Genomic DNA, 23,417 nt, shown 5'->3' with positions numbered 1-23,417 from the left:
ATGATATAAAAACGACGATATAAATTAAGGTTATTCAGTTTCTGCAAAAAGTTGTGCCCATGCTGCGACACGTGCAGGAATATTTTCAACTGATAAAGCTAATATATCACTAATCACAGCGCAGAGGTCAGCACCTGAATCAATCACAACTTTTGAATTTTCAACAGTTAAACCTCCAATTGCACAAAGCGGTAAGTCAAACTTTTCGGAGGCTTGTTTTAAAACATCTAAACCAATATTCCCTGCTTCAGGTTTAGTTGATGTCGCATATACTGCGCCAAATGCAATATATGTTGCGCCATCTGCAATAGCGCTTTCTGCAAGTTCTATTGAATTTAGGCAAGTTCGACCAATAATGACACCTTGAGGTAAACGTGTAGCTGCATCTGAAATTTCACCGTCAGATTGTCCTAAATGCACACCTAAGCCAAACTGTTCTGCAAGTTCCAAATCATCATTGATCACAAAAGGTGTTTGATACTTTTCACAAAGTTGTTTTATCGATTCAACTTCACCAAATTGTTCTGCTTTAACAATGTTTTTACGGCGGTATTGAAGAATGGCAATATGATGAGTTGCCAAAGCCGCTTTTAATTTTTGTAGGAGTAAATCGATAGGATCGTCATTGGTGATGAGGTAAAGACCGCGCATACTTTTACTCGTACTCATATAAATCAAAGTAGAAGTATAACCAGTGTTTTATTTAAATACATATTGGCTTAGAAAATTTATTGTTTCCGAAACACATCTATATTTTGCTGATATTTGCTAAACCGAAACCTATTGGCTAATTGGCTGTATCAATATTCTCATTCACCATTTCACATTTGTGACGTACTACAAAAGCTGATCAAAATTAACCCCATTATTTTCAAAATTTGAATCTTTTAATTGACCTAAAACTCAAGTGTATAAGCAAGTTGTTTAGAAACTGATTAATGCTTACGTTCCCCATTTTACAAATAATGAATATTTAACATTATAAATATCTTTCAGCATTAAAATACTTATAAATAAGGATTGAAATTTTTACTAATTTAACATCTCATCAAAATATTTAGGCATACTCAATAACAATTTCACCAAATCTGATTGTCGATTTGTCTCTGTCTTTCTTAAAATTTCCTTAATTTGCTTTCTTACTGTATCGATTGAAACATTATTTTTAATAGAAATTTCTTTTGCAACAAGCCCTTCTAATAATAAAATTGCGACGCGTGATTCTGCTGGAGTCAAATTAAATGCAGTATGTAATAAATGAGAATTGATTGTCGGTGAATATTTAGGATGATATATTGTTAACATCACAGCAGGTCGAATTCCAAAGGTTTTTAACTCATGCTCTGAAATTAATAATGTTGCAAAAATATATATTTTCCCACCATTACCATCATCCAACTTAATACATCCATCTTTCACTACATCTTGTAACTGTTCACTTTTTTGTTTAAATAAACATTCAATATTTTGTAAATCAAGACTCAACTGTTTTTGAAAGGGTTCTGGAAGTTGCAATTCATCATCACAAATTTTGATGACATTACTTTTTTGAATTAACTGCTGTGCAGAAGTATTCAAATGAACAACTTTACAATCTAAATTGATGAGAATAATTGGCTGTGATAATTTATCAATCAAGGAATATCCAAGAATCGCTTTAGTTGAAAATTCAAAGATATAACGTTGAATCAATGCGATTCTTTTTAAATGCACCATTAATTGATCTAAAAAATCTAACTCTTCTTGATTTAAAGGTGCGCGTTGTTTGGAGGTGTTTATTCCTATAATGACACATAATCGATCATCTTGAATTAACTCATGTACCGCACTATAGCGAATTTGATTGGGTTCTAAAATATTTTGATAAACTTCAGAGGATTCCATTGTTGCATCATCAATAAAATGATGGCATTGATACCAACCTGATTGTTGTTTATTTAAAACATCAACCCAACGAGGATCATTCTTAATATAATTTTGTATATAGTTCACTTCTATACTGGCACTTTCTTCTTCAGTATTTAAAGAGATCGCTCGACTATATGAAAATGCATTGTATTTTAAGTCCATGCCTATAACATGAATTGCAGAAGAATCCATCACTTGGTTGAGTCTTTCTAAAAAAATCCCCCATCCATCATTATGAATAGGAATCTTATAAATCAACTCGACTAATTCATCATAATATTCTCTATAAGTCATTGTGGTTTTTTTAATTTATGAACTAATAATTAATATAGCAAAAATTCACATGAAATATAGAGAATTAAATCCAATAATTTATAAAACAAACCGTTATTATAACGATTAATAAAACCATGAAAGTAAAATAAACTGATTGTTTCTTTAAAATATTGAGTTTAAATATGGGTTTATTTAAAACACCAATTTAATACATATTTTTCAGATCAAATAAGTAAATAAATAGTAATTTAAAACTTCATAAAATTTTCAAATGCTTAGTACTTTTTATGTTACAAATAGACATTAACTGTCAATTTTATCAAATTTACGGTCTCTTAAACTTAAATTTCCACGGATAATATCGGATAGCATTCGCCAATCTGAAATGAAGCTATATAAAGGTTGTTTAAAACTTGCAGGTTTATTTTTTTCAAAAATAAAATGCCCAACCCATGCACATGCATAACCTGATACTAAGCCATAGACAAAATACTTTGGTTTTCTTTGACGAATGGCTTGAGAAAAAAAGTAAATACCAACACTACTTCCTACAGCATGTAGACGACGGCTCATAATATTACGATGCTCTGTTAAGTAAAAGCGGTAAAATTCTGAGTAATTTTTGATAGGTAATTGAAATTGTTTAGGTATTTCTGCATCTGCTTTTGGTTCAATATGTGCATTCACAACAATCATCCTGATCTATTTTTTATCCTTAAGCTCTAATTTATGTTGAATTCACAATCAAAGCAATACTTCTATCAATTTAAGCTAAAAATATGAGCTCAAATCGACGTTATAACCCTCATTTTGATTAACGTCAGTTCGGGGGAAATTCTGATGTAAGTTATTGAAAAAATTGATCAGGTACAACGGAGTCTTACCGTTTAAAGTCAAATGTAAGGATTAACCTTCGGTTCGACCTACTTTTCTTTCGGGAAAAGTAGGCAAAACCATTTGTCAGTCGCCAACTCGACAGATACTATCAAGTACCTAATATATCGCAAAAACAGTATATTACAGATGTAGCTCTGCCTCGAACAATGCGACTGACGTTTCTGCGTATCATATAGTTGGGAATATATCTTATCCCGAGCTCAGGTTAATTAATAATTTTACGTTACAATGTCTAGCTAAAATTCAGTTCGATGAGCTTAGGTCGATTACGTTTTTATAGATGTATTCTGACTAATCAACTGATATACCGTTATAGACCTTATGATTTAAACAAAACTACTAGGATTTGATCATGCTTGAAGTTGAATTAAAATTTCAGATTCCTGAGACTCGTCGTAATGCATTACTCAAAGCATTGGACCCAAAAAAATCTGAGCTAATTCAATTGCAAGCAAAGTATTATGATACCGATGATAAGAGACTCTCTTTAAATGGCGCTGCTCTCCGTCAGCGTCTAGAAGGTACACGTTGGGTACAAACACTTAAAGCAGCAACAAAAAGCCACTTGCAACGTATTGAAGAAAATCATGATTTAGGTGAATTAACCGAAGCACCAAAGCTTGATTTATCTATTTATACAGACCAATCTGAAGCACACCATATTTTAAAAAATGCTTTAGATGATCAATTTGATCAATTGAAACTGCAATTTGAAACGGATATTCAACGCACTTTTCGCATCATCCATTTTGAAGATGCTGAAATTGAAGTATGTTTGGATATCGGTGAAGTTCGCACAGGCTCAGCTCAGCAAGAAATTTACGAAGTTGAATTTGAATTGAAAAGCGGTTCAATCCAATCTTTATTGGCTTTCAGTTTTGAATGGGTAAAGAAATATCAACTTTGGTTAGATGTGCGTAGTAAAGCTGAATTTGGAAATTTATTAACACTAAATAAAACAGTAAGTCCTGCAAAACACAGTAAAGAAATTATTCTCAATAAAAAAGACAGTGCCGATAAGAACTTGAGAGCATTAATTGCAAGTCATATGCAACATCTTTTACCCAATATTTCTGCAATTTCTGCACAAGTGGCTGAGTCTGAACATATTAATCAAGCTCAAATGGCTTTACATCATTTGCATTTAAGCCTTTCTCTCTTTAAAGATTGGACTGAGATTAAAACAGACAAATGGGCACATCAATTGGCTGCTTTTGAAAGTCATTTTAAAAACCTGCAACACTTCGAGCATATGCAAAACACGCTAGGCGCTTTATTACAAAATCCTAAAACTGCAGAAAGCTTAGACAAAGACATTTTATATGCCCAAGAAAAGCTAAATAATTTAGTGAAATCTACTCAGAATGTGCAGCATTATTTAGAGTTATTGATGTTTAGTTTAGGTCAATCTGAAAAAGCACAAGAGCATGATTTAAAATGGTATGCGCAAAATACCTTGCAAAATCAATATAAACAACTACAAGAAGCTTTGAATCAAGCTGATTTAGCCGATTTGGAAAGCTTAGAACTCTTAGCGCAACGACTCAATGAATTAAAGTTTAGCTTCCCTATTTTGACTCATATTTATGATGTCAAAAACCTGCAAAAGTATGCTAAATCTTTAAACGATGCACAACAAGCATCTGAGCAATATCAAGTGCTTGCTTCATCTGCATCATATCTACAACAGACTGAACTCGAAGCCAGCGATTGGTTTGCCTTGGGTTGGCTTACAGCCAAACAAGAAGCTTATGCGCAAACTTTACTCGATGCAACTGAGCAATTCTTAGTCAGTCGTAAGTTTTTAAAATAAATTTTATTTAATTCAAGCCACTTTATTAACACTGTTGGTAAAGTGGCTAATCATATTAAGGATTCCCATAAAGAATGCATAAGTGAGAAATTTTTGTGGCAAATTTTCATGTGGAAATCAGCTATATTCTTGAACTTAAACGGATGTGATGAAAGACTGAAACTAGACAATAAATTCAACATAAAAATTACTTAACATTGTCTAAAATAGCGTTAAACTCATTATAAATATTGATAAAAATGGAATTTTAACAATGCAAAAAATTGAACTAAAATTTCAAATTCCAAAAGATAAACGTGAATTAATTTTCAAAGCTTTGCAACGTAAAACTGTTCAACATAAAACACTTAAAACTCAATATTTAGATAGTAAACAGTTTGATTTATCGCAACATTCTATTTTACTCAAGCAACGTTTAGAAAATGATGAATGGCTAAAAAAACTCCAAGCACTTAGTTTAAAGCCTATTCAATTATTTGAAATAGATGAAGATTTGACTTCAATTGAAAATAAAAACCAACTCGCGCATTACCACAAAATTAAAAATATTCCTGAAAAAATTCAAAAATGGGTTACAGAGATCGAAGCTCAACTCATTGTTCAATTTGAAACTGAGATTGAGCGATCAACCACTCTATTTAATTTTCAAAACAGTCAAATTATCGTAGAACTTGATCGTGGTTTTATGCATGTAAATCAGGCTCAATTCGAAATTTATGAAGTTAAATTCAAACTTAAACAAGGTACGATCCAAGATCTCATTTCATTTATTTTGCCGCGTGTTAAACGCTATGGCTTATGGTTAGATACTCGCAATAAAGTACAACAAGGGTTTCAGCTTGTACAAAATATTCAAGAATCTCCAACTCAACTTCAAATTCCATTAAATTTGGATAAAAGTAATTCAACAGAAATTGCATTAAAGAAAGTGATTTATAATTGTTTACAACACTTGCTTCCGAATAGTACTGCGATTGCTTCAGGACATTTTAATAGTGACCATATTCATCAGGTACGAGTAGCCATCCGACGTTTACGTAGCGCATTAAAAACCTTTGCAAATTGGTCACAACATATCGATTTGTGTTGGGAGACTGAATTAACAAATTTATTTCGGAGTTTAGGTCGCTCTCGTGATTTAAGCATGATTCATGATGAAATTTTACCAAAACTTGAAATGCTCAATGCACCTAAAATCCAGCTTGAAATAGATTCATTGGATGAGAATAATAAAATCAGTAGTTTGTTTAAATCTTTAAATTTCGAAAGCTTAGTCTTATCGTTGATTCAATTTATTTATCAAAACACAAATGAACAATCTTCAAAATCGGTTAAAAAAACCATTCACAAAAATCTAGACAAGTTACATCAGTCTATAAAACTTGATGCTGAAAATTTTTTAAGTTTAGAAATTGAAGCGCGTCATCGTACTCGTAAGCGGCTCAAAAGACTTCGTTATAGCCTTGAATTCATTTCATCTTTATATGATGAACATACTGTCAAAGGCTATATTAAACGACTTAAACCTGCGCAAGAAAGTTTGGGAAAATATAATGATTTTATCGTTGCAGAAAATCGATTAAAGCCTTATGCCCCCGCTCAACCTGAAGTATGGTTTGCGCTTGGATGGATCGCAGCTGAAAAACAACATTTATTGATACAATCGCAACAAGATTTGCTTCATTTTGCACAAGCTATCCCTTTTTGGAAATAGCTGCAAAAATCAGCATGCATTAGGCACAAGCAACATCGTATTCACTCGGTGAATAGACAAAAGGATGTAAATTTAAGCTTCGTTGAATATTTCTCATTCAATATTTTGAATGAAGATCGCATCTTGCTGACAAGTAAATTTAATATTGAATTCACCAAACTTCATTCCATAAACACGTTCTTCATCATGTTGATAGGCTGGGCGAGGATCTAAAGATAAAACTTGTTCTAACTCAGCAGTATATTGTGAGCTCATCTTTTTAGTTTTTAATAATTGATCCCTCATTAAAGCAGCCTGATCACTCCATAATACAGCTTTACGTGCAGGTTCATCTTGAGCATAACCACTCTCAGCATTGACAATAGCATCTGAATACTGGATATAAGGTTTGATATCGAGAATAGGTGTTCCATCCAATAAGTCACTACCCTGCAAGTAGACTCGTATTGTTTCTCCCTGTTTCTCAACATTTTTTAGTTTTACTACGGATAACCCTATCGGTGCAGGACGATACATACTGCGAGTCGCAAATACCCCAATTTTTTTATTTCCGCCTAAACGTGGTGGACGAACTTGTGGCCTAAATTTTTCATTATCTTGTTGATTTTTATTGTCATGAAATTGCCAAATAATCCATAAATGACTAAATTCTTCAATTCCTTCAAATGCTAACAATTCATTATATGGCGCAACCATTTCGATATAAGATTCAACTTGAACAAGATTTGGTTGACGTGGAATACCAAACTTTTCTTTATAAGGCGATCGCATATAACCAATAATTGGAAGGGTTAATTCAGTCATAATCACTTTTTCTGATAAGTTCAATTAAATATATTCAGTTTATAGAGAATGTTTTTAGATTAGAATAGTAAGCTGTTCTAATTTGATAATTTATTGAGACCTTTAATGGCTGCTTTCAACGTCGAAAAGATTACTCACGTGCACCACTGGAATGACACATTATTCAGTTTTAAAACGACACGTGACACAGCGTTACGTTTTAAAAATGGTCAATTTGTAATGATTGGACTTGAAGTCAATGGTAAGCCTTTAATGCGTGCTTATTCTATTGCGAGTGCGAACTACGAAGAAGAGCTAGAGTTTTTCTCTATTAAAGTGCCTGATGGTCCTTTAACTTCAATTTTACAAAAAGTAAAAGTAGGCGATGACATTCTCATTTCAAAAAAACCAACAGGTACTTTAGTTCATGACGATCTAAACCCAGGTAAAAACTTGTACTTACTTTCTTCTGGTACAGGTCTTGCTCCTTTCTTGGCGATTATTCGTGATCCTGAAACCTATGAACGCTATGAAAAAGTCATCGTAGTACATGGTACTCGTTTTATTTCAGAGTTGGCTTACCAAGATTTGATTTTAAATGAACTTCCAAGCCATGAATTCTTCCAAGAATTAGGGATTCAAGACAAACTTGTTTACTACCCTACTGTGACTCGTGAAGAATTCCACACTCAAGGTCGTGTAACTACAGCGATTGAAACTGGTGAATTATTTAAGAAAGTTGGATTACCACCTTTTAACCCTGAAACTGACCGCGCAATGTTATGTGGTAGCCCTGCATTTTTAAAAGATGTTGTTGCGCTTTTGGATCAACACGGTCTTAAAGAATCACCGAAAATGGGTGTATTAGGCGATTACGTGATTGAACGTGCATTCGTTGAAAAATAATCCTGAGTAATAGAAATATCAAAACCGAGGTTAAATCCTCGGTTTTTTATTGCTTACTGACTTAAAAATTTCCCCATATCTGGCAATACTGTTCACTTAAGCATTTTAGATTCTCAATAATCCCCCTCTTTTTCTTGCACCATATATGGCTCAGGGTTAGGGGAGATTTTTAAATGAGTAATCACTCAATTACTCTTAACTGATCGGCATTAACACAACTGTATGGCTTTGTTTCTAGATTTTTAAATCTAAGTCAATCTATAAAAAATTACTTTTTGACTTGGGCATATTGATCAGACATCACCTCAACCAGTTGATCTAGCTTAATGTATTTTTTAATCACAGCATCTACATCAGCTTTTGTCAATTTTGCAATTTCTTGATCACGTACCGCACGACTTTCCATGTTTTTATTGCGCTCAAGCTGACTATTCAACATACGGTGAATCATGCGTTCATCCTCTAAAGAAGTAACACGCTGTTTCATAATACTTGCCTTCGCTGCTTCCAACTCTTGTGTTGTCACACCTTTGTTGAGTAAATCTAACAGCACTTTGTGTACAACTTGTGAAACTTCAGCTGATTTCCCTGCGGTATAATTTGCTTCAATACTTAAAGCGCCGGCATCATTGAACGAATCTAGATCTAGGTCGCTACCAAAACCATAAACCAAAGCATTTTTTTCACGTAACTCTTGGCCTAAGCGTGAAGAAAGCTGAGAATCGCCCAAGATATAACTAAATACAATTAATGCTGCTGCATCTTTATGATCCACACCTACAGGCAGCGTCTGTAAAGCTTGATAACTACCAAATTCACGTTGCTCTGACAGCGCATGAACTTTCTGTGCTTTGTAAGTATTGAACACTGTTGTTAAGCGCTGATATGGTTGCTTAGCCGACCATGTTGCAAATTCTTGATTTAATAAAGTTTGTATTTTTTTAGCATCATACTGCCCTGTAATCGCAATTTGGGCATGATCCATCGCAAAATATTTTTTATATAAATCTATAACTTGCCCATTATTTGCAGCATTGATTTGTTTCTTTGCAAGCTCAGGCTCAAAATGATAACGTAAATCCCCTGGTTGATAAGTTTCTAACAGTCTTGCAATGGTTAAAGCAGCAACAGTTTCTGGTTCAGTATAAGGACGATCTAAACTCGCTAAACTCTGTAATTTAATCAAATCAAATTGAGACTGTTCAAACTTTGGATTTTTCATTACAGAAACAATATATTTAAAGAATTCTTCAAATTTCTCTTTCTTTGCAACAATTTGGATCGTAATACCATTCTCTGATGCAGCTGCTGTGGCCGCACCACCTGCATCAATACTTTTATCGGCAATATCTTGTAAACTGTATTGTTCAGAAGCACGTAATAATAAATATGCGGTAAAGTCTAAGACTTCAGACTTATTCATTAAAGATTCTGCTGTACCAAAATTCACACTAATCGTGGCATAGGTTTTGTCATCCCGTGTAGAAGTTGGAAATAACGCATATTGCATCCCATTCTTTAATACGCCGCGCTGAATCTTCTCCTCAGTCTGATCTAAATACTGTTTTGATTTTTCAATAAACTGTCGTACTTCTGCTTGATATTCACTGACATCTTTCAGCGGCTCTTCAGCGATCGCTTGCTGATCCAGTGTTTTAGGTTTCTCACTGGCTTGCTTTTGTTCTAGGGCTTTTTTCTGGTCTTCTGGTGTCGGTTGAATATCACCATTAAAACGGTGATTTGCCGTCAAAAATGCTTTTAGCGTTGCATTGGTTTCCGCTACTGTTAAGTTTTGAATCGCTTGTTGATCTCGGAAATATTGTGCCCAATCACCATGCGATGACACTACATAATCACTCAACATCCCACCAACAGCGGTTGCATTGTTAAGCAAAGTATCATTTGCATTGCTCATTAAGTTTTTAACTCGTTTTAACTCAACATCATCAAAACTTTTATTTTGCTCTACACCTTGAATGAGTGAATCCTCAATTTTTTGAGGATCATGAGATGGTGCATAAATTGCTCCCATAAACAGTAAATTGAAATCATCATCTAACCATGCCGTAGACTGCACATTGGTCGCAACACCTGTTTCAACCATATTCGAATATAAATGCCCACTCGGTTGCAATGTATAAAGATAAGGTGCCAATGCTAAAACTGATTGAATCTTCTTATTTTTCCCATTCATGTAAATATTGAACTTGGCTAAATCACTACCTTTTTGTACTTTAAAATTACGTGCTTTAATCGTCGTAGAATCAAGTAAAGGCACTTGCGCTTGAGCTGGTAATTTTCGAGCAGGAATTGGACTGAAATTCTGATCGATTTGCTTCAACACTTCTGTTTTATCAAATTTTCCTGAAATCACCATCACTGCATTATTTGGTGCATACCAATCTTTATAGAAGCGATTTAGTTCATTCATTTTGATCGATTGTAATTCTGCTAAATCACCAATGGGTAAACGTCCTAAAGACTGATTATCATATGCCGATTTCCACATTTGATCCATCAAAACAGCAAAGGGCTGATCCATTCGGACTTCGCGTTCACGCATCACAATATTAATTTCAGACGGTACATATTTTTCTTGGAGTACCAATTTGTCCATGCGTTCTGCTTCTAAATGAATAATTTCATTTAAAGCCATTTTTTCAGGACGTACGATATTGGTATATTTTGTTGAATAATAATCTGTACTTGCATTGGTCATTAAGGTGTATTGATCTAAACGGCGCTGAAACTCTTCCCCTTTTACATTTTCAGTGCCTTTGAAGGCCAAATGTTCTAATAAATGCGCTAAGCCCCCTTTACCTTTCGGATCATTCAATGAACCTGTAAAGTAGACCGTATTTACAAAAACTTTATTCTCTTTATCGTTTGGAGCAAGTAAAACTCGCATACCATTATCAAGCTTGTATTCTTCAATATTATGTTCAGACTTTACTAAAATCGTCTGTGCAAAAGTTCCTGCACTGATACTACTAATAAGACATAAAGACAAAGTGAGTTTTGTTAACCGCATGAGCATAAAAAATCCAGATTCTTTGAAATATTAAAATTTATATGACAATCATCTTAAAAAATCCTGAATAAAATAACAGTAAAGATTTGAAAAAATAGCCGTTTATTTCAACGGCTTTTGTAATGATTAGAAATATTTATTAAATTTGGAATACATTTACAGCATAATTTCAGCCTGCATATACAACTTTGCATAACCTGAAATTTCAATACGATCTTCTGATTCAATCTTACAAAAAAGTTCGCCACCACGCTCAGAAGCTTGATACGCAATCAATTGATTTTTTTCTAACTTTTCCGCCCATAAAGGCGCTAAACCCGTATGCATGGAACCAGTCACTGGGTCTTCGTTAATACCTTTATGTGGTGCAAAATAACGTGCAACATAATCGTAATCGTGAGATTCCGCAGTAATCGTCACATCTAAGTCTTCATATGCTGCCGTGATTGCCGTACTCACTTTATGCTCATTTGCAATTGCTTGAATATTAGCGAAATTCGGTATTGCATCAATCACATCTTGAGCAGACTCACAGACGAGAATAAAAGCTTGTGCATTGGCATAAACTTCTTTGAATGGTTTATCAATCACATGGTTAAGTAATTTTGGATAATCTGTGAGTTTTTGAGCTTTTCGAATCGGAAAATTCATTTTAATCTTGCCATCTTCTACTTGATGGATCGTGAAAATACCGAGATCTTTAACGTGAAATTGTATCTTTTTCGCTTGGGTAAAATCTTTAAATAACACAAAAGCCGATGCCAAAGTTGCATGCCCACAGAAATCGACTTCTACTTTTGGAGTAAACCAACGGATTTGATAATTTTCATCATCAATACGTTTTACAAAAGCCGTTTCAGCTAAATTATTTTCTAGGGCAATATTCTGCATCAAACCATCATCAAGCCATTGATCCAGTACAAGCACTGCAGCAGGATTACCTTTAAATAATTGTTGTGTAAAAGCATCCACTTGGTACATTTTCATTGTCAAAACTCCTGATTTTTAATTATTCTATGCGAAGTTGAAAATGATTACAGATACAATCTCTGTTTTAAAATGGATACAGAACAATAATTCAACAGTTTTCTTTATTGATCGACATAATATTTATTTTGAATAAGCTTTTTTAAGACAACTTAGATGAGCAATCAAACTTACAGCAACAATAAATAGGAGATGATCTGTGAAAATCCCCCATCTATTCATCAGCTTTTGTATGCTTTTCTCTCCTTTGGCTCAAGCAGACGATACCACTTGGACTGCTGGCTCATCACATGTTGGTACGGTCACCGTACCGATTGAAAATGGTCCAAATGTGGTTTGGAAATGTGATGGGACTACCTGTCGCTTGACTGGCCCATGGGGAAAAGAACTTTCTATAGATTCATGTCAGAATTTAGTGATCCGTGTAGGAAAAATTAGTTTCTATAAAAACTCTGCGGGGAAAATCTGGACAAAAAACTCTGCTGAGTTAAAAGAATGTAACCAAGTCGCAGATTAAAAAGCGAAGTTAAGAAGCAAATAAAGTCAGCTTCTTATTCATGGTTTGAATAATTTGCTGACTTTATTTTTACTACACCACGAACAATGATGTCTTATGTACTTGAGTGATTGATTTGATTAAATTATCGATTAGATAATTCTAAATTCTCATCACCTAACATAATCGCTTTATCAGTTTGCCCCATCAATTGACTGGTCACAACACCTGCGGTCATTGAACCATCTACATTTAAAGCAGTACGTCCCATATCAATTAACGGCTCGATTGAAATAAGCAGTGCCACCAAAGTTACAGGCAAACCCATAATCGGTAACACGATAAGTGCAGCAAAAGTTGCTCCACCACCGACACCTGCCACTCCAATAGAACTGAGTGTAACCACACAAACTAAAGTCAAAATCCAAACGGGATCGAGCGGATTAATACCAACTGTTGGTGCAACCATCACTGCTAACATCGCAGGATATAAGCCAGCACAACCATTTTGACCAATCGTGGTACCAAATGAAGCTGAAAAGCTTGCAATCGATTCAGGTACACCTAAACGACGAGTTTGCGCTTCAATATTTAACGGAATACTGGCTGCACTCGAACGACTGGTAAATGCAAATGTAAGTACAGGCAAAACCTTTTTAAAGAAACGTAGTGGGTTTACACCTGCAAGAAGTAATACCAACGCATGCACCAAGAACATAATCGCTAAGCCGAGGTATGATGCAACAAGGAAGCCGCCTAGGTTGACCATATCCGCTACTTTAGAGCTTGCAACAACTTTAGTGATCAAAGCAAAAACACCATAGGGTGTTAATGTCATCACCAAACGTACCAACTTCATGACCCAAGCTTGCAATGTTTCAATTGCAATAACAATACGTTGTCCTTTCTCAGCATCGGTTTTGATCAGGTTGATCCCTGCCATACCCAATAAAGTCGCAAAAATCACCACACTAATAATCGAAGTCGAATGTGCGCCTGTTAGTTCAGCAAAAGGATTGGTTGGAATAAAAGACAATAAAAAATTCGGAACACTTAAATCAGTAACTTTGCCAATATAATCTGTTTGAATCGCTTCAAGTCGTGCAGTTTCTTGTGTGCCTTGTACCAAACCTGCGGCACTCAAACCGAATAAATTCGTAACAAATACACCCACCAATGCTGCAATAAATGTAGTGATCAGCAATGTACCGATACTAAAAATACTGATTTTACCCAATGATGAAGCATCATGAAGTTTAATCACTGCGCCCAAAATGGAAACAAAGACCAATGGCATAACCACCATTTGTAAAAGTTTGACATAACCATTTCCGACAATGTTAAACCATTGAATAGATTCATCTAAAATTGCAGTATTGGTACCATAAACCAAATGTAAACCTAAACCAAATACCACCCCTAGACATAAACCTGCAAAAACTTTTTTCGCCAAACTCCAGTCGGTTTTTCTCGTTTGCATGAGCAATATGATTAAGGTAATGAATATAACAATATTCAAAATAAGTGGATAATTCATCTGAGTTCCAAAAGTCTTGATCTGGTTATTATAAGCGTATTGGTCATTATTCAACAGCCTTTAGCATTTTTTACGATTTACATGCGGTTTTTTTATCTGTTTATAAACAAGAATAAAAACAAAATCTTATTGCTTTCATGCATAAATTGAATAAGCTTTTCTAAATAAAGACTATAGTTTTTTAAAGCCTAGGTTATTGAATGAACACACATATCAAATCTGTAGAACTCGCTAAAGCATATCGCCTACTCAATCATGGCCCAACAGTGCTTGTTTCAGCCAAATATGAACATGAAGAAAATGTCATGGCTGCTGCATGGGCATGCGCACTAGAGCTTATTCCTGCCAAAGTTTCGGTGGTCTTAGACAAAAGCACTAAGACACGAAAATTAGTTGAAAAATCAGGTTATTTCGTTCTACAAGTTCCGACGCTAAAACAACTCAAATTGGTACAACAACTTGGTTCAATCAGTCAGTTTAATGACCCTGAAAAATTAACACACTGCCATACCCCACTATTTCAGTTTGAAGGTTTTGATTTACCTGTGGTTGAAGGCTGCGCTGCTTGGTTAATCTGTGAATTAATTCCAGAACCACACAATCAGCAGGCTCATGATTTATTTATTGGTAAGGTCGTTGCAGCCTATGCAGATGATCGAGTCTTCCGTGATGGACATTGGTACTACCATGAAGCGCCTGCTGAATGGAAGAGTCTGCATCATGTTGCAGGCGGTCACTATTACACAATTGGCGATGCCGTCGATGCAAACCTTTTGGAATAGTCTTAGCTTTATTCACTGTTCTATATTCACAAAATAAATGGTGAGCATTATTTGTGATTTATTCAAATCCTGATTAAGGTCTTTTAACTGAAACACAAATCATCAGTATCGAGAATTGAATGTTTTCAAATAAGATCAAGCTTAGCCTATTTCTATGTCTTAGCATGTGTTTAGGTATAGGTATCTTGCGTTTTTCATATACGGCACTATTGCCTACAACTCGTCTTGCTTATGAATGGACAACTCAATTTTCCAGTATTCTTGGTAGCGCAAACTTACTTGGCTATTTAATCGGTGCTTTTTGGGCAATGAAATTGCCACAAAACCCAAGTATGCCAAAATTTATATTAGGCGCGGCGTATGCAGGTAGCATTAGTCTTTTAAGCTGTGCATTTTCAGGTTTTTCAGAATCTTGGTATATATTTTGGCGAGTGATTTCAGGCATCAGTGGTGGACTACTGATGATTCTCTCACCCAGTATTGTTGCTCAATGTAGTCTTCCTGAAGAACGCTTAAGCATTAACTTTATTGGCTTTAGTGGTATAGGAATAGGTGTTTTACTTGCAACCTTATTCCTCCCCTATTTAGACCGTATCTCTACACAATCGGCATGGTTAGTTTTATTCGGTTTTGCTTTTTTAATCAGTCTTATTTTGACTTACTTACTCAAAATATTTCAAAGTCATCTCAGTAATCTGCCTTCAAATACCCATGCATTGAATACCGTTAATGGTATGTATTTTAGTTTACTAATCGTATATGCAACTAGCGCTTTTGCCTATGTGCCACACTCATTGTTTTGGATTGATTATTTAAAAAATACATTACACTTAAATCTTTATCACATTAATTTTAATTGGATTTTATATGGTTCTGGTAGTGCTTTAGGTGCGATAAGCGCATATATACTTGCACGAAAATTCGGTAATTTTACCGCTTTAAAAATATTATATAGTGTCTATGTATTTGCCATTTTAATTGCAATTTTCCAGTTTAATCCGATCCTAACCTATATATCTTCTTTCTTAACAGGTTTACTGAATCCTGCCGTTGTCTTTTTAACATCTTATACCATCATGCATCTATACGGCGTTGCCTATAAAAGGTTATGGAGTATCGCAACACTATCTTTTGCCATAACTCAATTGATCGGTGGGCTTTGTTTTAGTGGATTGCAACATTTGGGTATTTCGTATCATCAACAATTTATTCTAGCTTCTGCTGTTCTATGTTTAGGAACATTACAGTTCTTTATTTATTCTCAATTCAAGCAATCTAGTTAAAACTCATAATATTAATGAAAGGTTTATATCATCGAAGAATATAAACCTTTGAAATTTTTAGCGATCTTTAGTCATTTTATAAGCATCTTGTGCAATTGCCATGCTTTTTTTCTTGCCTTCAACTGTATCAGGAATTTCGTTTGATGTTCCATTACCTGACTTACGTTGCAGGTGTTGCTGCTGAGAATAACGACTAGAAACAGCTGGCGCTTGCTGCTGTTTAACATCTTGATTCGCTGTACGCTGAGTCAGTTGTTTTTGATATTGTTGTTGCGGATTGGGAATAATTTTTCCAGCACACGGTCTAGATTGATAAGTCACTGTACCCTTATTGACACATTTATGAACTTCACTCGCTTCTGCGGTTACTGAAATCCCTAAGAATACAAACATCATCAAACTAGCTTTCATCATTATACTCCTTGTAAGCGCGTATAAAATATCAACTAATGATTAAAATAGCTATTGACGTAAGCGTTTTTATCTCATGCTATTTTAAGACTTACCACAAATGGATAAATATGACTTTTTTTGCCATTTCTGACACGATTTTGTCATTCAATATATTCAAACTCATGTATTTAAATACATATCACCAGGCACTTTATTTAAATATATTTAATAAGCAATAACTTAAATATACTTAGACTTATACTCTTGTTATTTAAAATAAAAATAGAGCAATAAACGAAGCTCTTCTTCTTTGTCCTATTCTTTTTCCAAAATATTTCATAGCCATCATCTTGAAAATAAACATGTGAATACGAGTTTTAATCGTCAATATTCTATTATTGAACTTGGGTCTTACTCAAAATAATTAACCATAAAAAACCCGCAAAAATGCGGGTTTTAAAATACTGAGCTAAGCAATGATTAAATAATGAATTATTGATCCATATTCGCAATAATCGCTTGGCCAAACTCAGAACAACGAAGCAATGTTGCACCGGGCATCAAACGTTCAAAGTCATACGTTACGGTTTTAGCTTCAATCGCACCTGAAATACCTTCAATGATCAGATCAGCAGCTTCATTCCAACCCATATCACGAAGCATCATTTCAGCAGAAAGAATAATAGAACCCGGGTTTACTTTATCTTGCCCTGCATATTTAGGTGCTGTGCCATGCGTTGCTTCATAGACTTGGATTGCACCACCGATATTTGCACCCGGCGCAATACCAATACCACCGACTTCTGCTGCAAGTGCATCAGAAATATAATCACCATTCAGGTTAAGTGTTGCGATGACTGAATAATCCGCAGGACGCATTAAAATTTGTTGTAAGAATGCATCGGCAATCACATCTTTAATAATGATATCTTTACCTGTTTTAGGGTTTTTAATTTTAACCCAAGGTCCACCATCAATCAGTTCACCACCAAAGCGATCCACAGCAAGCTCATAACCCCACTCTTTGAATGCACCTTCGGTATATTTCATGATATTACCTTTGTGAACTAGAGTCACATTCGGTTTATCATGATCGATTGCAAATTGGATTGCTTTACGAACTAAACGTTGCGTACCTTCTTTTGATACAGGTTTGATACCAATACCACAGTTATCTTCAAAACGGATTTTAGTTACACCCATTTCTTCTTTTAGGAATTTGATGACTTTTTTCGCTTCTGGGGAATCAGCTTTCCATTCAATCCCTGCATAAATATCTTCTGAGTTTTCACGGAAAATTACCATGTCAGTAAGCTCAGGATGTTGAACAGGTGAAGGTACACCTTCAAACCAACGTACTGGTCGTACACATACATAAAGGTCAAGTTCTTGGCGTAAAGCAACGTTCAATGAACGAATACCACCGCCAACAGGTGTTGTTAATGGACCTTTAATAGAAACAACAAATTCACGAAGTGCTTCAAACGTTTCTTCTGGCATATACGTGCCATAAATTTTATCTGCTTTTTCACCGCAATAGACTTCCATCCATTCGATCGAACGTTTGCCACCATATGCTTTTTGAACTGCCGCATCAACTACAGCTTTCATCGCTGGTGTAATATCTACACCAATGCCATCGCCTTCAATGAAAGGAATGATAGGATGATTTGGAACATTCAGTGACAAGTCTGCATTCACGGTAATTTTGCTACCATCCGCAGGTACTACGATCTTCTGATAACCCATTATGTAGGTTCTCCCTTTTATTATAGTTGGTAAATCCTAAAAATAATTGCCAATTTGACAATACTTTCAACCTTTCTTAACGCATAATAGTCTAATTGAATTCCAGTGTTTTTTGAGATTTATATGGGAAATAACAACATTTCTCAATAAAATAAAACACGTTGTTTTTGAACTAATTTAAATCAAAGAAGCATTTTTATGAAAATCGTCATTCTAAATAAACCTTATGACGTCCTCTCCCAATTTCGAAAAGACGAAGCACATATGACTATGTCTGACTTCGTAGATGACGCAACTTTACGTTTAGCAGGTCGTCTCGATATGGACTCTGAAGGTTTAGTGTTTTTAACCGATCATGGTGGTTTAAACCAATACATTACCAACCCTGCCAATAAGAAATTTAAAACTTATTTAGTGCAGCTCGATGGTGATATTACTGAAGAAGCTTTAGAACAACTTCGTAAAGGTGTTGAGCTTAAAGATGGAATGACCTTACCTGCTACAGCGGTGAAAGTTGCGCAACCTGAATGGTTATGGGATCGTGATCCTCCTGTTCGTTTCCGTGCCAATATTCCAACATCATGGGCAGAAATTTCTATTTGTGAAGGTCGTAACCGTCAAGTACGTCGTATGACTTCTGCTGTGGGTTTTCCAACCTTACGTTTAATTCGTACAAAAATTGGTGCAATTGACCTCGTTCAGTTGGGTTTACAACCTGGTGAAACCAAAGAAATTGAGCCTTTGCTCTATCCTGATTTTCAGAATATTCCTGCGGAAGAGCCATATCGTTCACGTTCTTATGTTAAAAAACCGGGTGGGACTGGTGGTAAACCAATGACACGTAAGAATAAAGATGGTTCAGTAAAGAAATCTGGCACTAAACGTATCTGGCAAATGGATGATAGTGAAAAACCAAAACGTAGAACCAATGGTACAACTCGTCCAAATACTAAAGCGCCACGTGGCCGTGGACGCAGCGGTCGTTAAAACTCAACGGCGAAAAGCTCAACGTAATATGTTGAACTTTTCGCCAATCAAACATGACATAGATTTAATTTTAATGCTGTATTTCGATAAACCGTAGCGTCAACACAATTTAGACCGCATAGCATTGCGAATCTGAGAATTTCAGATATAAACTTTCATTACGTCCTCATTGATCATTTTAGAGAAACGATATGTCACAACAAGATTATGAAAATGGCTTAAAAGTTCGTACCGAAGTTATGGGCGAAAGTTTTGTAAAACGTGCACAGGATAATACAGTTGCATTTACTCAGCCTTTACAAGATTGGATTAATGAACATGCTTGAGGGTCAACATGGCAACGTGAAGGCATATTGCCACGTAAATATCGTTCATTGATTACGATTGCATTTTTAACTGCACAAAAAAGCCCGACAGAACTTAAAGGCCATGTACGTGGTGCTTTAAACAATGGTGCAACCGTTGAAGAAATTCAGGAAGTCTTGCTACATAGCCTGCCTTATTGTGGCGCACCTGCAACTCAAGAAGCTTTTCGTGCCGCACTTGAAGTGATTAATGAATATCAGAAAGCTGAATAAATATTAAAATTAAATGTTGAACCTGAACTCGAGATAAGTATGTTCCCAACTATACGATACGCGGAAATGTCAGTCGCATTGTTCGAGGCCAGACTACATTTGCAATGTACTGTTTTTGCAATATATTTGGTAATTGAAGATATCTGTCGAGTTGGCGACTGACAAATGGTTTTGCCTACTTTTCCCGAAAGAAAAGTAGGTCGAACCGAAGGTTAATTCTTGTATCTGACTTTAAATGGTAAGACTCCGTTGTACCTGATCTATCTTTTCAATAACTTACATCAGAGTTTATACCGAACTGACGTTACTTAATATTGATAAAGCCTATTTTCAGACTTTATCAATAATAGGTAATAAATATAGAAAATAAATCGTGTATTTAAATCTAATTAATTCCAAAATACATTAAAACTGTAAAAAGATTCATTTACTTCAAAACGTATATGATAACCCAATTGCGTCAACTCAGAAGAAAGCCCACGAATATTCTCTAAAGCTAAATGTTTAGGTAAGACTGTGAACACTACGGTATTGCCCTGCTTGGCATTGTCTTCAATCAATTGTGCTAAGCGCATTTTATAAAGCCCAATGTTCAGATTCGAATTTTCAACCAATCGTTTAGCTTCAGATGCAGGAATAAACATAAGTAGAGATCCTATTTATCTTTGACTTAAGATATAAAGAAAACACTAAAAGCTGTGTATTGTTTATGTTTAGCAGATAAATTGATACAAAACCTATTACTTTGAATCTTAAAATGACCCACAAAAAAGCTTGTAAATCTGTTGATTTATTTCATCAAAAGTTAAATTATTCATATCAAATATAAATGATAATTGTTATTATTCGCATTAATTTAAATCTCCTAGATTTCTTTACTTATGAATAGCCAGACTGAACTAGATGTCACACATGCATCAATTTCAACTCCGACTTTGAGCACGCGAATAAAATCCCCTTCATCATTAATGACCTATCGATTAATGATTTTTTATCGCTTCATTCTTGCGATATTTGGTGGTTATGTTCTTGCAGCACTTTCAGCCATCGTAATTGCAAAGACTTTTTCTGACTACCGAGTCGCAAGTGTAATGAGTGCAACACTGCTTGCTTTTAGTATTCATTGTGCTGCCTTTATTTGGGTATTTATGGTCAATAAAACACTGAAAGCGAGTTTAGGAATCGTTGTTCCTTGCTTGGTTTTATGGATGATTTATAAAGTGGCAGGAAACTAAAATGCGCATAGATGCGAAAGTTGAAGGCCCTCGCCAGTCGATGTCATGGTTACATACATGGGCAAGTTTAATTTTAGGTTGGTTACTTTATGCAATTTTTCTCACAGGAACATTAAGTTTTTTCCAATCTGAGATATCCGTTTGGATGAAACCTGAAACACATCAATCCGTACCCAATCCATCGCAAATACAGCAGGCACAAGTTGCTTTGGCTTATTTACAAAAAAATTATCCTGATGCAGGGAGCTGGATGATCCAACTGCCGAATTCTAGACAGACCACAACCGAATTAAACATTCGTAAACAAGGTGAAGATTTAGAGGCACGTCGTGGTGGGGAACGTATCACCATTGATAGTGCGACAGGACAAGTCATCGATACTCGTGAAACACGTGGTGGTAGCTTTCTATATCGTTTCCACTTTGAACTTTATGGTTTACCACGACTTTGGACACGTTGGCTTGTGGGACTCGCAACTATGCTGATGCTAGTTACAATTATCAGCGGTATGATTACGCATAAAAAAATCTTTAAAGATTTCTTTACCTTTCGCTCAGGTAAAGGTCAACGTTCATGGTTAGATGCACATAATGCGACAGCCGTTTTTGCACTCCCCTTTCATATTATGATCACATTTAGTGGTTTATTACTGCTTATGTATACGCTCATGCCTTGGGGTATTAGTCAAGTTTACCAAGATCGACAAGCGTTTTTTCAGGAACAACGTACGGGTGTAGTTCGACAAAATACTGAACGTGGCGGGAATAGAGAAAATCGTACAGAAAATTCTGTTGGTGCTCAAACACGTGAACACTCAAATCAATCACGCAATGAAAGACGCAATGAGCATCATCGTAACCCAAGTGAGGTTGTTCCTCTCATAGACTTAGTCCCACTTGTTGCTACAGCACAATCACAATGGAAAGAAAATCCAATTGCGTCGATTAATATCATTGCACCAAATACGAACAATGCCACAATCGAACTACGTGCCTTATATGCTAAAAGCGTGGCACATCGCAACGTATATTCATCTTTGAAGTTTGATGGTGCGACAGAAAAAAGTATTGTTAAAGATGACACTAGAGAAAATAAGCTTTCTATTCCTGTCGGTATTTATAATGTTGTCACCGTTTTGCATGAAGCTAGTGGTGTAGATTTAGCACTGCGTTGGTTATTATTTTTCTCAGGTATTCTTGGCACACTCATGGTCGCAACAGGCCTTATTTTATGGTGTTTTAAACGTGCGCCGCAGCAACAAAAACAAGGATATAAATCTTTTGGCTATCGTGTAGTTGAAGTGACAAATATTACGGCAATTATCGGTTTACCGATTGCTTGTGTTGCCTATTTTTATGCCAATCGTTTCATTCCAAGCGACATGGAAATGCGTTTAAACTGGGAAATTCGTGCGTTTTTTATCACATGGCTTTTGACTTTTATTTATGCAGCTATTCGTACACATCGCCAAGCTTGGTTAGAACTTTTGTTATTTGCAAGTGTTGCCTATGTCCTGTTGCCGATCGTGAATTTTATAACGGGTGGACATGCGCTGTGGAGTAGTATTGCTCATGGTCAATGGATGATTGCATCATTTGATTTAATGACACTTGCAATCGCTATTTTATTTTTCTTCTCATTCTATAAAGTGAAAAAGCATAAAGGTATTTCAAATAAGAAAGCTAAAAAACCAAGTCAGACCAATATTCAGGAGCTTAAAGCATGACATTCTTTATCTTGATTTGGTCATTATCTAATTTGGCTTTTATCGCATTAGCAAGTTCGATGTCAAAACATCAGAAACAGATTTTTGCTCGAGAATTGGGTCAGAAATACACGATCATTGCGGCAATCTGTGGTTGGAGTTTACTTGCCCTATCTTTAAGTTTTTGTTTAATGATGGGTAGGTTGAGTACGCAATTGAGTTATTGGGTTGGCGTACTTACTTTCTCTGCTTTATTTATTGGGCTGTGTTTAAGTTATTACAGTCCAAAAATAAAAATGATCACATTGATTTGCCTAATGATTAGTTTAATCGCAGGTATGACCCAGCTCATTTAAA

20 protein-coding genes and 1 pseudogene are annotated in these 23,417 nt (G+C 35.3%); 11 read left to right on the top strand and 10 right to left on the bottom strand.

Annotation, left to right across the window (positions count from 1 at the left end; all coding sequences use genetic code 11):
- Positions 1 to 30: 30 nt before the first annotated feature.
- The 3 genes from thiE to CDA10_RS06110 form a co-directional block, all read right to left on the bottom strand.
- Entirely contained in the window at positions 31 to 651 is a 621-nt protein-coding gene (gene thiE / locus CDA10_RS06120; protein WP_089604714.1) for a thiamine phosphate synthase, read from the bottom strand.
- Between the two features lie 381 nt (positions 652 to 1,032).
- Positions 1,033 to 2,202, bottom strand: a complete 1,170-nt coding sequence (locus CDA10_RS06115) for a helix-turn-helix transcriptional regulator (RefSeq protein WP_089604712.1) — start codon at positions 2,200 to 2,202, stop codon at positions 1,033 to 1,035.
- 285 nt (positions 2,203 to 2,487) lie between these two features.
- The gene (locus tag CDA10_RS06110) at positions 2,488 to 2,880 is read right to left on the bottom strand and encodes an Mpo1-like protein (protein ID WP_171333951.1); all 393 of its coding nucleotides are present in this window, start codon (positions 2,878 to 2,880) and stop codon (positions 2,488 to 2,490) included.
- 553 nt (positions 2,881 to 3,433) lie between these two features.
- Here CDA10_RS06110 and CDA10_RS06105 point away from each other — a divergent pair.
- A complete protein-coding gene (locus tag CDA10_RS06105; protein WP_089604710.1) occupies positions 3,434 to 4,894 on the top strand; it encodes a CYTH domain-containing protein in 1,461 nt (486 codons plus the stop codon).
- Between the two features lie 253 nt (positions 4,895 to 5,147).
- Positions 5,148 to 6,608 carry a CYTH and CHAD domain-containing protein gene (locus CDA10_RS06100; RefSeq protein WP_089604708.1) on the top strand — a complete coding sequence of 487 codons (1,461 nt, stop codon included), beginning with the start codon at positions 5,148 to 5,150 and terminating at the stop codon, positions 6,606 to 6,608.
- A 93-nt stretch (positions 6,609 to 6,701) separates the two neighbouring features.
- Here CDA10_RS06100 and tsaA read toward each other — a convergent pair whose 3' ends face one another.
- Positions 6,702 to 7,412, bottom strand: coding sequence for a tRNA (N6-threonylcarbamoyladenosine(37)-N6)-methyltransferase TrmO (tsaA, locus tag CDA10_RS06095; protein WP_089604706.1), 711 nt, complete (start codon positions 7,410 to 7,412; stop codon positions 6,702 to 6,704).
- A gap of 105 nt (positions 7,413 to 7,517) precedes the next feature.
- Between tsaA and CDA10_RS06090 the strand changes: the two genes are divergently transcribed.
- A complete protein-coding gene (locus CDA10_RS06090; RefSeq protein WP_089604703.1) occupies positions 7,518 to 8,297 on the top strand; it encodes a ferredoxin--NADP reductase in 780 nt (259 codons plus the stop codon).
- A gap of 268 nt (positions 8,298 to 8,565) precedes the next feature.
- Here CDA10_RS06090 and CDA10_RS06085 read toward each other — a convergent pair whose 3' ends face one another.
- Together CDA10_RS06085 and CDA10_RS06080 are read right to left on the bottom strand one after the other, a co-directional pair.
- Positions 8,566 to 11,334, bottom strand: coding sequence for a M16 family metallopeptidase (locus CDA10_RS06085; RefSeq protein ID WP_089604701.1), 2,769 nt, complete (start codon positions 11,332 to 11,334; stop codon positions 8,566 to 8,568).
- A gap of 150 nt (positions 11,335 to 11,484) precedes the next feature.
- Positions 11,485 to 12,315 (bottom strand): PhzF family phenazine biosynthesis protein, encoded by an 831-nt coding sequence (locus CDA10_RS06080; protein ID WP_089604698.1) that lies wholly within the window; start codon positions 12,313 to 12,315, stop codon positions 11,485 to 11,487.
- Positions 12,316 to 12,547: 232 nt separating this feature from the next.
- On the opposite strand from CDA10_RS06080, the gene CDA10_RS06075 reads away from it, so the two are divergent.
- A complete protein-coding gene (locus CDA10_RS06075) occupies positions 12,548 to 12,832 on the top strand; it encodes a DUF8200 family protein (RefSeq protein WP_089604696.1) in 285 nt (94 codons plus the stop codon).
- A 124-nt stretch (positions 12,833 to 12,956) separates the two neighbouring features.
- Here CDA10_RS06075 and CDA10_RS06070 read toward each other — a convergent pair whose 3' ends face one another.
- Positions 12,957 to 14,348, bottom strand: a complete 1,392-nt coding sequence (locus CDA10_RS06070; protein ID WP_089604694.1) for an L-cystine transporter — start codon at positions 14,346 to 14,348, stop codon at positions 12,957 to 12,959.
- A gap of 200 nt (positions 14,349 to 14,548) precedes the next feature.
- Between CDA10_RS06070 and CDA10_RS06065 the strand changes: the two genes are divergently transcribed.
- A complete protein-coding gene (locus CDA10_RS06065; protein WP_089604692.1) occupies positions 14,549 to 15,130 on the top strand; it encodes a flavin reductase family protein in 582 nt (193 codons plus the stop codon).
- Positions 15,131 to 15,249: 119 nt separating this feature from the next.
- Positions 15,250 to 16,413, top strand: a complete 1,164-nt coding sequence (locus CDA10_RS06060) for a YbfB/YjiJ family MFS transporter (RefSeq protein ID WP_171333950.1) — start codon at positions 15,250 to 15,252, stop codon at positions 16,411 to 16,413.
- Positions 16,414 to 16,470: 57 nt separating this feature from the next.
- Here CDA10_RS06060 and CDA10_RS06055 read toward each other — a convergent pair whose 3' ends face one another.
- Positions 16,471 to 16,824 carry a DUF4124 domain-containing protein gene (locus CDA10_RS06055; protein WP_089604687.1) on the bottom strand — a complete coding sequence of 118 codons (354 nt, stop codon included), beginning with the start codon at positions 16,822 to 16,824 and terminating at the stop codon, positions 16,471 to 16,473.
- A 474-nt stretch (positions 16,825 to 17,298) separates the two neighbouring features.
- Positions 17,299 to 18,555 carry an NADP-dependent isocitrate dehydrogenase gene (icd, locus tag CDA10_RS06050; protein ID WP_089604685.1) on the bottom strand — a complete coding sequence of 419 codons (1,257 nt, stop codon included), beginning with the start codon at positions 18,553 to 18,555 and terminating at the stop codon, positions 17,299 to 17,301.
- A gap of 198 nt (positions 18,556 to 18,753) precedes the next feature.
- Between icd and CDA10_RS06045 the strand changes: the two genes are divergently transcribed.
- A complete protein-coding gene (locus CDA10_RS06045; RefSeq protein WP_089604683.1) occupies positions 18,754 to 19,542 on the top strand; it encodes a pseudouridine synthase in 789 nt (262 codons plus the stop codon).
- Positions 19,543 to 19,733: 191 nt separating this feature from the next.
- Positions 19,734 to 20,120: pseudogene (locus CDA10_RS06040) on the top strand (carboxymuconolactone decarboxylase family protein).
- 389 nt (positions 20,121 to 20,509) lie between these two features.
- Here the strand turns inward: CDA10_RS06040 and CDA10_RS06035 are convergent.
- The gene (locus CDA10_RS06035; RefSeq protein WP_089604680.1) at positions 20,510 to 20,764 is read right to left on the bottom strand and encodes a hypothetical protein; all 255 of its coding nucleotides are present in this window, start codon (positions 20,762 to 20,764) and stop codon (positions 20,510 to 20,512) included.
- Positions 20,765 to 21,001: 237 nt separating this feature from the next.
- Between CDA10_RS06035 and CDA10_RS06030 the strand changes: the two genes are divergently transcribed.
- Genes CDA10_RS06030 through CDA10_RS06020 form a run of 3 tightly spaced genes read left to right on the top strand, consistent with a single transcriptional unit; the run spans position 21,002 to position 23,416 of the window.
- Positions 21,002 to 21,355 carry a hypothetical protein gene (locus CDA10_RS06030; RefSeq protein WP_089604678.1) on the top strand — a complete coding sequence of 118 codons (354 nt, stop codon included), beginning with the start codon at positions 21,002 to 21,004 and terminating at the stop codon, positions 21,353 to 21,355.
- A 1-nt stretch (position 21,356) separates the two neighbouring features.
- Positions 21,357 to 23,081: a PepSY-associated TM helix domain-containing protein gene (locus CDA10_RS06025; protein ID WP_089604676.1), complete on the top strand. Its 1,725-nt coding sequence runs from the start codon at positions 21,357 to 21,359 to the stop codon at positions 23,079 to 23,081.
- A complete protein-coding gene (locus CDA10_RS06020) occupies positions 23,078 to 23,416 on the top strand; it encodes a DUF3325 domain-containing protein (RefSeq protein ID WP_089604675.1) in 339 nt (112 codons plus the stop codon). Before CDA10_RS06025 ends, CDA10_RS06020 begins: the two co-directional genes overlap by 4 nt.
- Position 23,417: the final 1 nt, after the last annotated feature.

The sequence above is a fragment of the Acinetobacter piscicola genome (assembly GCF_002233755.1).
Lineage (GTDB): Bacteria > Pseudomonadota > Gammaproteobacteria > Pseudomonadales > Moraxellaceae > Acinetobacter > Acinetobacter piscicola.
Note: the sequence above shows the minus strand (reverse complement) of the source record. Positions and strands in the feature narration are given on the sequence as shown.

What these genes read in the sequence shown, in the direction of transcription:
- CDA10_RS06085 (WP_089604701.1), bottom strand. Translation starts at nt 11,334, where the DNA reads ATGCTCATGCGGTTAACAAAACTCACTTTGTCTTTATGTCTTATTAGT.
- CDA10_RS06030 (WP_089604678.1), top strand. Translation starts at nt 21,002, where the DNA reads ATGAATAGCCAGACTGAACTAGATGTCACACATGCATCAATTTCAACT.
- CDA10_RS06080 (WP_089604698.1), bottom strand. Translation starts at nt 12,315, where the DNA reads ATGAAAATGTACCAAGTGGATGCTTTTACACAACAATTATTTAAAGGT.
- CDA10_RS06115 (WP_089604712.1), bottom strand. Translation starts at nt 2,202, where the DNA reads ATGACTTATAGAGAATATTATGATGAATTAGTCGAGTTGATTTATAAG.
- CDA10_RS06090 (WP_089604703.1), top strand. Translation starts at nt 7,518, where the DNA reads ATGGCTGCTTTCAACGTCGAAAAGATTACTCACGTGCACCACTGGAAT.
- CDA10_RS06035 (WP_089604680.1), bottom strand. Translation starts at nt 20,764, where the DNA reads ATGTTTATTCCTGCATCTGAAGCTAAACGATTGGTTGAAAATTCGAAT.
- thiE (WP_089604714.1), bottom strand. Translation starts at nt 651, where the DNA reads ATGCGCGGTCTTTACCTCATCACCAATGACGATCCTATCGATTTACTC.
- CDA10_RS06020 (WP_089604675.1), top strand. Translation starts at nt 23,078, where the DNA reads ATGACATTCTTTATCTTGATTTGGTCATTATCTAATTTGGCTTTTATC.
- CDA10_RS06075 (WP_089604696.1), top strand. Translation starts at nt 12,548, where the DNA reads ATGCTTTTCTCTCCTTTGGCTCAAGCAGACGATACCACTTGGACTGCT.
- CDA10_RS06110 (WP_171333951.1), bottom strand. Translation starts at nt 2,880, where the DNA reads ATGATTGTTGTGAATGCACATATTGAACCAAAAGCAGATGCAGAAATA.
- CDA10_RS06070 (WP_089604694.1), bottom strand. Translation starts at nt 14,348, where the DNA reads ATGAATTATCCACTTATTTTGAATATTGTTATATTCATTACCTTAATC.
- CDA10_RS06065 (WP_089604692.1), top strand. Translation starts at nt 14,549, where the DNA reads ATGAACACACATATCAAATCTGTAGAACTCGCTAAAGCATATCGCCTA.
- CDA10_RS06025 (WP_089604676.1), top strand. Translation starts at nt 21,357, where the DNA reads ATGCGCATAGATGCGAAAGTTGAAGGCCCTCGCCAGTCGATGTCATGG.
- CDA10_RS06055 (WP_089604687.1), bottom strand. Translation starts at nt 16,824, where the DNA reads ATGAAAGCTAGTTTGATGATGTTTGTATTCTTAGGGATTTCAGTAACC.
- CDA10_RS06105 (WP_089604710.1), top strand. Translation starts at nt 3,434, where the DNA reads ATGCTTGAAGTTGAATTAAAATTTCAGATTCCTGAGACTCGTCGTAAT.
- CDA10_RS06100 (WP_089604708.1), top strand. Translation starts at nt 5,148, where the DNA reads ATGCAAAAAATTGAACTAAAATTTCAAATTCCAAAAGATAAACGTGAA.
- CDA10_RS06060 (WP_171333950.1), top strand. Translation starts at nt 15,250, where the DNA reads ATGTTTTCAAATAAGATCAAGCTTAGCCTATTTCTATGTCTTAGCATG.
- CDA10_RS06045 (WP_089604683.1), top strand. Translation starts at nt 18,754, where the DNA reads ATGAAAATCGTCATTCTAAATAAACCTTATGACGTCCTCTCCCAATTT.
- icd (WP_089604685.1), bottom strand. Translation starts at nt 18,555, where the DNA reads ATGGGTTATCAGAAGATCGTAGTACCTGCGGATGGTAGCAAAATTACC.
- tsaA (WP_089604706.1), bottom strand. Translation starts at nt 7,412, where the DNA reads ATGACTGAATTAACCCTTCCAATTATTGGTTATATGCGATCGCCTTAT.